Annotated in this window: 11 protein-coding genes; 3 read left to right on the top strand and 8 right to left on the bottom strand. The window is 57.8% G+C overall.

Annotation, left to right across the window (positions count from 1 at the left end):
* Window positions 1-97: 97 nt before the first annotated feature.
* Complete coding sequence (locus IYV58_RS26240; protein ID WP_004126443.1) at window positions 98-808, top strand: DUF3053 domain-containing protein; 711 nt, start codon at window positions 98-100, stop codon at window positions 806-808.
* 57 nt (window positions 809-865) lie between these two features.
* Here the strand turns inward: IYV58_RS26240 and ghrB are convergent, their stop codons facing one another.
* The 6 genes from ghrB to IYV58_RS26210 form a co-directional block, all read right to left on the bottom strand.
* Window positions 866-1,837 carry a glyoxylate/hydroxypyruvate reductase GhrB gene (ghrB, locus tag IYV58_RS26235; protein ID WP_004126442.1) on the bottom strand — a complete coding sequence of 324 codons (972 nt, stop codon included), beginning with the start codon at window positions 1,835-1,837 and terminating at the stop codon, window positions 866-868.
* A gap of 24 nt (window positions 1,838-1,861) precedes the next feature.
* A complete protein-coding gene (locus IYV58_RS26230) occupies window positions 1,862-3,142 on the bottom strand; it encodes an MFS transporter (protein ID WP_004126424.1) in 1,281 nt (426 codons plus the stop codon).
* 101 nt (window positions 3,143-3,243) lie between these two features.
* Window positions 3,244-4,182: a sugar kinase gene (locus IYV58_RS26225; RefSeq protein ID WP_049115127.1), complete on the bottom strand. Its 939-nt coding sequence runs from the start codon at window positions 4,180-4,182 to the stop codon at window positions 3,244-3,246.
* Between the two features lie 3 nt (window positions 4,183-4,185).
* Entirely contained in the window at window positions 4,186-4,935 is a 750-nt protein-coding gene (locus IYV58_RS26220) for a sugar phosphate isomerase/epimerase family protein (RefSeq protein WP_004137816.1), read from the bottom strand.
* Between the two features lie 108 nt (window positions 4,936-5,043).
* Complete coding sequence (locus tag IYV58_RS26215) at window positions 5,044-6,060, bottom strand: LacI family DNA-binding transcriptional regulator (RefSeq protein ID WP_087828553.1); 1,017 nt, start codon at window positions 6,058-6,060, stop codon at window positions 5,044-5,046.
* Between the two features lie 93 nt (window positions 6,061-6,153).
* Window positions 6,154-6,816: an OmpA family lipoprotein gene (locus IYV58_RS26210; RefSeq protein WP_004126414.1), complete on the bottom strand. Its 663-nt coding sequence runs from the start codon at window positions 6,814-6,816 to the stop codon at window positions 6,154-6,156.
* Between the two features lie 167 nt (window positions 6,817-6,983).
* On the opposite strand from IYV58_RS26210, the gene IYV58_RS26205 reads away from it, so the two are divergent.
* Complete coding sequence (locus tag IYV58_RS26205; RefSeq protein WP_195729333.1) at window positions 6,984-9,314, top strand: molybdopterin guanine dinucleotide-containing S/N-oxide reductase; 2,331 nt, start codon at window positions 6,984-6,986, stop codon at window positions 9,312-9,314.
* On the opposite strand, the gene IYV58_RS26200 is transcribed toward IYV58_RS26205, so the two are convergent.
* On the bottom strand, window positions 9,277-9,723 hold the full coding sequence (locus IYV58_RS26200; protein WP_004126407.1) for an N-acetyltransferase: 447 nt from the start codon (window positions 9,721-9,723) through the stop codon (window positions 9,277-9,279). The two genes, IYV58_RS26205 and IYV58_RS26200, sit on opposite strands and share 38 nt — an antisense overlap.
* Complete coding sequence (gene tag / locus IYV58_RS26195) at window positions 9,701-10,282, bottom strand: DNA-3-methyladenine glycosylase I (RefSeq protein WP_195729332.1); 582 nt, start codon at window positions 10,280-10,282, stop codon at window positions 9,701-9,703. The genes IYV58_RS26200 and tag overlap by 23 nt, the downstream gene beginning before the upstream one ends.
* A gap of 158 nt (window positions 10,283-10,440) precedes the next feature.
* Here tag and IYV58_RS26190 point away from each other — a divergent pair, with 158 nt between their 5' ends.
* The gene (locus tag IYV58_RS26190; protein WP_004126401.1) at window positions 10,441-11,085 is read left to right on the top strand and encodes a hypothetical protein; all 645 of its coding nucleotides are present in this window, start codon (window positions 10,441-10,443) and stop codon (window positions 11,083-11,085) included.
* Window positions 11,086-11,357 lie beyond the last annotated feature (272 nt).

Raw genomic sequence — 11,357 nt, 5'->3', positions numbered from 1 at the left:
GGAAAAGGTATCCTGCAAGGCCGACCTGGACTATCCTTGTCAGCGTCTGGCACGTGTGTGTCTGTTTGCGCTTTTTTTGGCTGAAAGGAGTAAAAAAATGGCGACAGGAAAGTCCTGCTCTCGCTGGTTTGCGGCTATTGCGGCCCTGTTAATGGTGGTTAGCCTGAGTGGGTGTTTTGATAAAGAAGGCGATCAGCGCAAAGCGTTCATCGACTTCCTGCAAAATACGGCAATGCGTAGCGGCGAACGTCTGCCGACGCTGACCGCCGATCAGAAAAAACAGTTCGGGCCTTTCGTTTCCGATTACGCGGTGATTTACGGCTATTCACAGCAGGTAAGCCAGGCGATGGATGCGGGTTTGCGTCCGGTAGTTGATAGCGTGAACGCGATCCGCGTACCGCAGGATTATGTTACCCAGCGCGAGCCGCTGCGTCAGGCAAATGGCGCTTTGGGCGTACTGAGCCAGCAGCTGGAGAACGCAAAAATACAGGCGGATGCCGCCCACGGCGCGCTGAAACAGGGTGACGATCTCAAGCCGGTCTTCGACCAGGTCTATAATAAAGTCGTGACGGCCCCGGCGAATGCGCTACAGCCGTTAATTCCGGCAGCGCAGGTATTTACCCAGCAGCTGGTGCAGGTGGGTGATTTTATCGCCCAGCAGGAGACTCAGGTCAGCTTCGTGGCGAACGGTATTCAGTTCCCGACTTCGCAGCAGGCCAGTCAGTATAATACGCTGATTGGACCGCTGGCCGCTCAGCATCAAGCTTTTAATCAGGCGTGGACAGCGGCAGTTAACGCGACCCGTTAATGGCTCTGACAACCCGGGCAAGGCTTCACCTTAGCCCGGGTTTTCTTTTTTCACTTCTCACTTCACCTGCGGATTCACGCAGTTCTTCTCAACATTGCCGTTCAGGGCATCAATCAGATTATCCACCGCGCAGGCCGCCATGTTATAGCGGGTTTCATGCGTGGCTGAGCCAATATGCGGCAACGCGACGACATTCGGCATGCTCAGCAGCGGGGAGTCTTTCGCCAGCGGCTCTTGTTCAAAAACGTCCAGCCCGGCAGCATAAATTTCACCTTCCTGCAGCGCGGCAATCAGCGCCTTCTCATCCACTACCGGTCCGCGCCCGGCGTTAATAAAGATGGCGGAGGACTTCATTTTGGCAAACTGCGCTTTGCCGAACAGGTGATGAGTCTCTTCGGTCAGGGGCAGGATCAGACAGACAAAATCCGCTTCCTCCAGCAGGGTATCGAGATCGCAGTAGCGGGCGTTAAAGCGCTCCTCCGCCTGCGGGTGCTGGCGGCGGGCGTTGTAGAGAATGGGCATGCCGAAGCCCGCGTGGGCGCGCTGGGCGAGCGCCATCCCGATACGCCCCATACCGACGATACCGAGGGTTTTATGGTGCACGTCGTTGCCAAACCAGTCCGGGCCGATGCTTTTGGTCCACTCGCCGGCCTTCACGCGGTTAGCCACTTCCACCACCCGACGCGCGGTGCTCAATACCAGCGCCATCACGGTATCGGCGACGGTCTCGGTCAGTACCGTCGGGGTGTGCATCAGCAGTACTTTACGCGCGTTCAGCGCATCGACGTCGAAGTTATCGTAGCCGACGGAAATGGTCGAAGTTGCACGAAGCTTGGGCATTTTCTCCAGTAACGCGGTATCGACTTTTTCGCTGGAACCCAGCAGACCTACCGCCTCAGCAAACGCGGCGGCGTGCTGTGAAACGGTCTCCGGACGCAGGTTTTTCACCTGCGTGACGGTAAAGTGTTGTTCCAGACGCTGTTGCAGGTCGTCGGGAAGCGTTTTGTAGAGAATGACTGACGGCTTCATGCGGTTCTCCGTTGCGTTAAGGTTTCAGGCGTGACGTGCGCCGAGCGGAAGTTTTTGATTATTAGCAGGCTTAACAATCAAAGTAAGCCATACCGAGACGAAAAGCGCCACTCCCATAAAAATGTACGAGGCTGACGGGCTGCCGGTGGTGCCGTTCAGGTAGCCGACAAACCATGAGCCAAAGAACGAACCCAGCGCGCCCATGCTGTTAATCAGGGCCATGGCGCCCCCGGCGACGTTACGCGGCAGCATCTCGGGAATGATGGCGAAGAACGGCCCGTAGGGGGCGTACATCGCCGCGCCAGCAATCACCAGCAGGGTATAAGAGACCCAGAAATGGTTGGCGCCAACGGCCCAGGAACCAATAAAGGCGAAGGCGGCAATCAGCAGCAGCGGCCAGACGAACAGCTTGCGGTTCTGCATTTTATCGGAGGCCCATGACACCACGATCATCGCGATGGTTGCCGCCAGATAGGGGACGGATGAGAGCCAGCCGACCTCGACCATGCCCATATTCTCGCCGCCGCTGCGGATAATTGACGGCAGCCACAGCACGAAACCGTAAACCCCGATGCTCCAGGCGAAATACTGCATGCACAGCAGGACAACGTTGCGCGAGCGGAAGGCTTCGCCGTAGTTGCGCACCGGTTTGATTCCCTGCTGTTCACGCTCCAGCTGCTCCTGCAACGCGGCTTTTTCGCTTTCCGCCAGCCAGTTGACCTGCGAAGGTTTGTCTTTTACCAGCACCCACCAGCAGAAGGCCCAAATTACCGCCGGAACGCCTTCGATAATAAACATTTCCCGCCAGCCGAATGCCTGAATCAGGTAACCGGACACCACCGACATCCACAGCACCGTCACCGGGTTGCCGAGGATCAGGAAGGTATTGGCGCGCGAGCGTTCAGATTTGGTAAACCAGTTGCTGATGTAAATCAGCATCGCCGGCATGACCGCGGCCTCGACGACGCCGAGAATAAAGCGAATCGCCGCCAGCGCGGGAATATTGTGCACCATCCCGGTCAGCGAGGCGCAGGCACCCCACAGGATCAGGCAGATAAAAATGAGTTTGCGTACGCTGCGGCGTTCGGCGTAAATCGCGCCGGGGATCTGAAAGAAGAAGTAGCCGAGGAAGAACAGCGCCCCCAGCAGGGAGGAGATACCTTTGGTGATCCCCAGATCTTCAGTAATACCGGCCGCCGAAGCGAAGCTGAAGTTAGCGCGGTCGAGGTAGGCCAGGCTATACGTGATAAACACGATAGGCATGATGTACCACCAGCGTTTTGTTGCATTCGTCGAACTATTCATAGGTATGCCTCTGTGAGTGAGGTGACGCTCATCATAGAAAAGATCCGTTACGCCGCGCTGCATGTAGGGTACAGAACGGCCTGACGTTGTGCTGAATCTGCTTACTCGCCCAGCGCCTCACGCGTGGGTAAGCCTTCGCTATCGCCCTGAACCTGAATGGCCAGTGAGCCGATTTTGTTTCCGCGTTTCACCGCCTGCCGCAGCGGTTTTCCTTCCAACAGGGCGCTAATCACCCCGACGGCAAAGCCATCGCCGGCACCAACGGTATCGACGACGTTATCTACTTTTATCGCCGCCACGGCCCCCTGTTCGCCGTCGGCCGTTTTATACCAGGCGCCGTCGGAACCGGTTTTAATGATGACCGCACGAACGCCCTGGCCGAGATAAAAGTCGGCGATGGCTTCCGGCGTTTGTAGACCGGTCAGAATCATGCCCTCTTTTAAACCCGGTAGAACCCAGTCGGCCTGAAACGCCAGCTGGTTAAGCTTCTCGATCATTTCGCCTTCGCTTTTCCACAGCGTTGGCCGCAGGTTGGGGTCGAACGAAATCGTTTTTCCCTGCGCTTTCATCGTGCGCGCCGCGCGCTCCAGCAGGGCGTATGAGCTTTCCGACAGCGCGGCGGCCACGCCGCTTAAGTGCAGGTGACGGGCGCTGGCGAAATACGATTCATTAAAATCGTCCGGCGACAGATGGCTGGCGGCGGAGCCTTTGCGGAAATATTCCACAATGGGATCGGTTCCATTTTCGACTTTAGATTTCAGCTGAAAGCCGGTAGCGTAGCGGCCATCGGTACTCACGCCGCGGGCGTCGATTCCCTCTTTCGCCAGCGCGTTGAGGACGAAGCGGCCAAAGCTGTCCTTGCCGATGCGGCTTACCCAGCCGACGCTCAGGCCGAGGCGAGCCAGCCCGGTCGCGACGTTCAGTTCCGCGCCCGCCACGCGCTTCATAAAATGTTCTACTTCAGCCAGCTCGCCGGTCTCTGTGGCGACAAACATCGCCATGGCTTCGCCTATCGTGATGACATCTAATGCTTTTTGCATAACTTAATCCTCGCGTAGCAGGTTGACGTAGCGGCGGGTCACGGCCGTCAGGTCATGGCCAGTCAGCGGAAATTCAATCCCGCGCGGGGCATCGGCGGGCAGGTTATCGAGCAGCGCCAGCCAGCGTCCGGAGGCTTCATCCGGCGGTACGGCGCGAAAGTGCGAATGGTGCGGCTCAGCCGCCTTAACATGAATATAGCTGACGGCCGGGGCCAGGTGGCGCGCGGCCTCTTCCGGCGAGTCGCCGACCCATAGCCAGTTGCCCATATCAAAGGTGAGAGTGATCGGCAGCTGGTTAACCCGGCAGGCGGCTTTGAAGCGCTGCATCGGCGCCAGCTGGCCGCAGTCGGTTTGATCGTTTTCCACCACCAGCGCCATGCCGCTCTCGCGCAAAATATCGCGCAGGGTTTCCAGGCCATGGTGGTGGGTAAAATGGCCCAGCGAGAGCTTAAGCCACAGCGCGTTAAGGGTTTGCGCTTCCTGTAAAAGGTCAGAAAGATGGGGGTTAAGCGCTCCGTCTGCGGCAAACAGGGCTTCCGGCGCGGAATAGCAAACCAGCAGGCCGCGGCGCTCAATATCGGCGGCCAGCTCCGCCAGGCGGTTCAGCTCATCCGCGCTGAAAAGTTCCCGGCGGATCTCTACGCCGTCCGCGCCGGAACCGGCGATAAACGGCAGTACGGCGGACTGCCCGCCAAGCGCTTTAACATGGTCATTCCCGTACGCGGCGGTAACGACAATAATCTTTCTGGCCATCCCAATACTCCCGACGATAATCTGATGCGTTGTTTATTACGCTAGATGGTATCGGTTCCAAAGCAAAGGCCAGGATGTCTAATTTATGATCGCCATCACGAAGGATCGTTAGCGGGAGGTGGAGCCTCTGACGATCAGCTCGCCGGAAAACACTCGTTCGCAGACCGGGTCGTTGCTGCCTTCAATCCGACGCACCACCTGCTCGACGGCGGCGAAGCCAATCTGCCAGGTCGGCTGTTTGAGCGTGGTGATCCCCACGCCCGCCAGTTCGGCCCACTCCAGCTCATCGAAGCCTAGCAGGCCGATATCGCTGCCCCAAATCAGGCCAACGCGTTTAAGCGAGCGTGCCACCTGCAGCGTCAGCGCGCCGTTGGCGGAAATCACCGCCTTGCGCATGCCGCGATGGTGGGAGTGGAAATGGCGCAGGACGTTATCCAGCATCGCGCCATCGTTCAACGGTACTTCGGCGTTTTCCGCGACGATACCGCTGTGGCGCTGCAGGGTGTGACGAAAGGCGCTCAGGCGCTCGCGGCGGGTATTGACCGAGCCAAGGGGTTCGCTGAGGAACAGCAGGGCTTCGAAGCCTTTTTCCACCAGGTGTTCGGTGGCGGTAGTGGCGGCCTGGGTATTATCGAGGCCGACGACATCGCAGGCGAATTCTGGAATCTTGCGGTCGATAAGCACCATCGGCAGCGCCGACTGCTGCAGGCGGTTCAGGCCGTCCTCGCGCATCCCGACGGCGTTGACCACGATCCCTTCCACCTGGTAACTGCGCAGCAGGTCGAGGTAGTGCAGCTCCTGGTCCAGCTCGTTATTGGTATTACATACCAGCAGGGTGAAACCCTTTTCGCGACAGGCGGCTTCAATGCCGCTGAGCACGTTGACGGAGTAGGGATTGGTGATATCGGCGATGATCAGGCCGATCAGCCGGGTGCGGCCATGCTTCAGGCCGCGGGCCATCAGGCTGGGACGATAGTCGAGCTCGGCAATGGCTTTTTCAATCCGCCCCAGCAAATCCTCGGAAAGCAGATGCTTTTCGCCGTTCAGATAGCGTGAAATGCTGGTTTTGCCGGTCTGTGCGGCTTTCGCCACATCGCTAATGGTTGCTCGCGCCGCTTTCGCCATGGTGGCTTCCTTTGCTGAAATCTGCACACACCTTAGCGCGAAAATTCGCTATATCAAGCATTTTGCCCGGCGAGTCGCCGGGCAAAGAGGGCATTACTGCAGCGGGCTGAGGGTAATTTCAACGCGGCGGTTCTGCGCTTTGCCTTCCGCGGTGCTGTTGCTGGCGATCGGGTTCGCCGGGCCCATGCCGGTAGTGCGGATGCGGTTAGCCGCTACGCCCTGGGTGATAAGCGCGCTGGCGACGCTCTCCGCGCGCTGCTGAGAGAGGCGCATATTCAGATCCTGGCTGCCGGTGCTGTCGGTGTAGCCAACCACGTTAACGGCGGTTTTCTCATACTCTTTTAGCACCATCGCTACCCCGGTCAGGGTATTGGCGCCTGCCGGTTTCAGATTGGCGCTGCTGCTGTCGAAGGTCACATTGTTTGGCATGTTCAGCACGATATTGTCGCCATTTCGCGTCACGCTTACGCCGGTTCCCTGCATTTTCTCGCGCAGCTTCGCTTCCTGCACGTCCATATAGTAACCAATGCCGCCGCCCAGCGCCGCGCCGGCCGCCGCGCCGATCAGCGCGCCTTTGCCGCGGTCATGTTTGGAGGAAGAGAGCACCCCTACGCCTGCGCCGACTAACGACCCAATGCCCGCGCCGATCCCGGATTTACCCGCTTCGCGCTCCCCGGTGTAGGGGTTGGTGGTACAGCCAGAAATAGCCAGTGCGCCGCTAACGACAGCCGCAATCATGAGTACGCGTTTTTTCATCTTATTTCCTTAATCCTTTTTATTCTTTGCCACAGCGACCGTGACGGTTGATTATGACGCGCGAAACCGGAGAAAATTCCGCAGAGAGCATCTCAATTTGTAAATAACATTGAACGGCTGAATAACGTGCCGTCACCACACCTGCTATCGCTGACCAGGAGCCCGCATTGCCAACCTCATCCGCCACCAAAACTATCCTCACCGCAGCCCACTGGGGGCCAATGCTGGTCGAAACCGATGGCGAGAACGTCATCTCATCGCGAGGGGCGCTTGATACCCCTTTCGCCAACTCGCTGCAAAGCGCCGTACGCGATCAGGTGCATAGCAAAACCCGCGTACGGTACCCGATGGTACGTAAGGGATTTCTCGCCTCGCCTGAAAGCCCGCAGGGCGTGCGCGGGCAGGATGAGTTTGTGCGGGTAAGCTGGGATCGGGCGCTGGATCTGATTCACGCCCAGCATCGCCGAATTCGCGAAAGCTACGGCCCGGCGTCGATTTTTGCGGGTTCCTACGGCTGGCGCTCAAACGGCGTGCTGCACAAAGCGGCGACGCTGCTCCAGCGCTATATGAGCCTGGCGGGCGGCTATACCGGGCATCTGGGCGATTATTCCACCGGCGCGGCCCAGGCGATCATGCCGTACGTGGTTGGCAACAATGAGGTTTATCAGCAGCAGACCAGCTGGCCAATGGTGCTGGAACATAGCGATGTGGTGGTGCTGTGGAGCGCTAACCCCTTAAATACGTTAAAAATCGCCTGGAACGCTTCCGACGAACAGGGTATCCCGTGGTTCGACCGTCTGCGCCAGAGCGGGAAGCGGGTGATCTGCATCGATCCGATGCGATCGGAAACGGCTGAATTCTTTGGAGATGCGGCGGAGTGGATCGCCCCGCATATGGGCACCGACGTCGCCCTGATGCTTGGTATCGCCCATACGCTGGTGGAAAACGGCTGGCAGGATGACCAATTTTTGGCCCGTTGCACCAGCGGCTATGACGTTTTCGCCCGCTATCTGGCCGGCGAGAGCGACGGAACGGCAAAAACGGCGGAATGGGCGGCGGCGATCTGCGGCGTTAGCGCGGATAAAATTCGCGAACTGGCAAAACTTTTCCACGAAAACACTACCATGCTGATGTCCGGCTGGGGCATGCAGCGCCAGCAGTTTGGCGAACAAAAACACTGGATGCTGGTGACCCTTGCGGCCATGCTCGGCCAGATCGGCACTGAAGGCGGGGGTTTTGGCCTTTCCTATCACTTTGCTAACGGCGGCAACCCTACGCGGCGTGCGGCAGTGCTGGCCTCAATGCAGGGTAGCGTGGCGGGCGGTACCGACGCGGTAGCGAAAATTCCGGTCGCGCGCATCGTTGAAGCGCTGGAGAACCCCGGCGCCGCTTATCAACATAACGGGATGGATCGTAGCTTCCCGGATATTCGCTTTATCTGGTGGGCGGGCGGCGCCAACTTTACCCACCATCAGGACACCAACCGGCTGATCCGCGCCTGGCAAAAACCGGAGCTTATCGTGATTTCAGAATGCTTCTGGACCGCGGCGGCGCGCCATGCCGATATCGTCCTGCCCGCGACAACCTCGTTTGAACGCAATGATATGACCATGACCGGGGATTACAGCAACCAGCATCTGGTGCCGATGAAGCGGGTGGTCGCGCCGCGCGATGAAGCGCGCGATGATTTCGAGGTCTTCGCCGACCTCAGCGAGCGCTGGGAAGCGGGCGGGCGGGAGCGCTTCACCGAGGGTAAAAACGATCTGCAGTGGCTGGAGACGTTTTACCAGATTGCCGCCCAGCGCGGGGCGCAGCATCAGGTTACGCTGCCGCCGTTCGCCCAGTTCTGGCAGGATAATCAGCTGATTGAAATGCCGGAGAGCCCCGAAAACGCGCGCTTCGCCCGTTTTGCCGCCTTCAGGGCCGATCCGCAGGCGAACCCGCTGAAAACCGCTAGCGGTAAAATTGAGATTCACTCACCGACCATCGCCGGGTATGCCTATCCGGATTGCCCGCCGCATCCGATGTGGCTGGAACCGGACGAGTGGCATGGCAATGCGCAGGAAGGTCAGCTTCAGGTGCTGTCAGCGCATCCGGCGCACCGCCTCCACAGCCAGCTCAACCATACGTCGCTACGTGAACGCTACGCGGTGGCGGGCCGTGAACCATTAACCATTCATCCGCGCGATGCGCAGGCGCGTAATATCGCCGATGGCGATCTGGTGCGGGTATGGAATTCACGCGGCCAGGTGCTGGCCGGCGCGGTAGTGACTGACGGTATTCGTCCTGGGGTTATCTGCTTGCATGAAGGAGCATGGCCCGATCTCGACCCTCAGGCGGGGATCTGCAAAAACGGTGCGGTGAACGTGCTGACCAAAGATTTTCCGACATCGCGGCTGGGCAACGGCTGCGCCGGAAATACGGCGCTGGCGTGGCTGGAAAAATATATCGGGCCCGAGCTTACGCTGACGGCATTTGATCCGCCGACCAATGCATAATCCAGGTCGGATGCTGGGTTTCATCCTGCCATGCGCAGTCTTCAATACGGAAGCCTTGCGCATGGTAGAAATTCACCGCCTGAACGTTTTTCTGGTATACCTCAAGGGTTAGCCAACCGTAGTGTTTTTTGACTTCGCCAATCAGCGCGCTGCCGATACCCTGTCTGGCTGCATCCGGTGCGACGAACAGCGCGCCGATGAAGCGTGACTCCATCACGCTGATAAAACCCTTCAGCACGCCTTCCTGCTCCCATACCCAGGTTTGGGCGGAGGGCAGGTAAACGTCGCGCACTATCGCCAGACTGTCATGCCAGTAGCTTTCGGCGATAAATGGGTGGGCGTGGATCGTACTCTCCAGCCATAGCTCAAGCAGCGGGCCGGTTTCGTTAGCGTCCCAATTGCGAATCATCCTGGCCTCCTGAGCGACAGAAACAGCCGGTAACGTGGTCATTGACCAGACCGCAGGCCTGCATAAAGGAGTAGCAGATCGTTGAGCCGACAAACTTAAAGCCCCGTTTTTTCAGCGCTTTTGACAGCGCGTCAGAAGCCGGAGTGGTTGTCGGGATCTCCGCCAGCGCGGCGGCGGTAGTCACCAGGGGATGATTATCGACGAATGACCAGACGAAATCTGCGAAAGGCTCGCCATTTTCCTCCATCGCCAGAAAGGCCCGGGCGTTGCCGATGATGGCCTGAATTTTCCCGCGATGGCGAATAATACCGGCATCGAGCACCAGACGTTCAACATCTTCTTCGCCCATCGCCGCGACGCGAACCGGGTCAAACTGATGAAAGGCGCTGCGGTAGTTTTCACGCTTTTTCAGTACGGTGATCCACGATAGCCCGGCCTGCTGGCCCTCGAGACAAATCATCTCAAACAGCTTGCGGGGATTTTTTTCAGCAACGCCCCACTCGTTATCGTGGTACTCAATGTATAAAGGATCCTGACTGACCCATCCGCAACGTTGCATCTGTCTCTCCCTTTTGTCATAAAAATCAGCCGGGCAACTTGACGGCTGTAAGATAAAGATAATAGTTAATACAGGGTTATTATCCCCAAAACAGGGATAGGATACCCCATAAAAAACACAGCAACCTTGCCGCTTCGGCTCTTTTTGGAGTCGCATTAATGATAATAAAGAAATGCAATGGCCTCCGGGTATTCCTGGTCCCGGCGTACGTATCCGTCTGGGCGTCGTGTGTTGCCGGTGCGAATGCCTGGCAACAGGAATATATCGCTATCGATACAAAAAGTAATACTGCGGAACGCTATACATGGGACAGCGATCACCAACCGCGCTATGAAGATATTCTCGCGGAGCGGATAAATGCGTCCGACGATCCTTCCGGACTGGCGTTTAATCAGGCGGTCTCTCCAGTGGATAGCGCACGCGGTATGAGCGTCGGCTGGAATTTCTCTCTGACCGAGGGTATGACGTCCGGCCCGGTCGCCAGTTTACATTCCGATCTGACGTCGCCGCCGCTGACCCGCAATACGGCCGGAACCGGCTACGTGAATACGCTGGGCTGGCGGGTAGATTATCAGAAGCTATGGGGCGTACATCCGTGGGCCCAGGTGAGCTATAACCAGGGATTCACGGCTGATGCCGGCGGACAGAATCGCACGCAGGACGGTGCCTGGCGGGACGTGACCTTTGGCGCCGATATGTCGCTCAACTCTCATCTTGCCGCCTGGGCGGCGTTGTCGCAGGCGGACAACTTGCCCAACGGGGCAAACTATCTCTATTTAATGGGCGTGAGCGCCAATTTTTAATTTATTCGTCATGCTTCAAGCTGGAGATGCGTTGGCTGCAATTCTAATTATTTAGGCTAATTATGTAGCATATTTGATACGTTTAATTTACTTCATAATTACAGTAATGACGCATCTTCTGGCGGTAGCAGGTACTAACTTTTCAATGAATATTTAAGGCGTGAATGTTTTTCACTGTCATTCATTCCGCCTTTAGTGCATTTCATTCCGCGGTGACGGCAGTTCATGCCTTTTTTCCCCAGGCTTAAAGGGGACTTCGTTATGGTGGCGGC

This window comes from Klebsiella sp. BDA134-6 (genome assembly GCF_015601345.1).
GTDB lineage: Bacteria > Pseudomonadota > Gammaproteobacteria > Enterobacterales > Enterobacteriaceae > Klebsiella > Klebsiella grimontii.
Note: the sequence above shows the minus strand (reverse complement) of the source record. Positions and strands in the feature narration are given on the sequence as shown.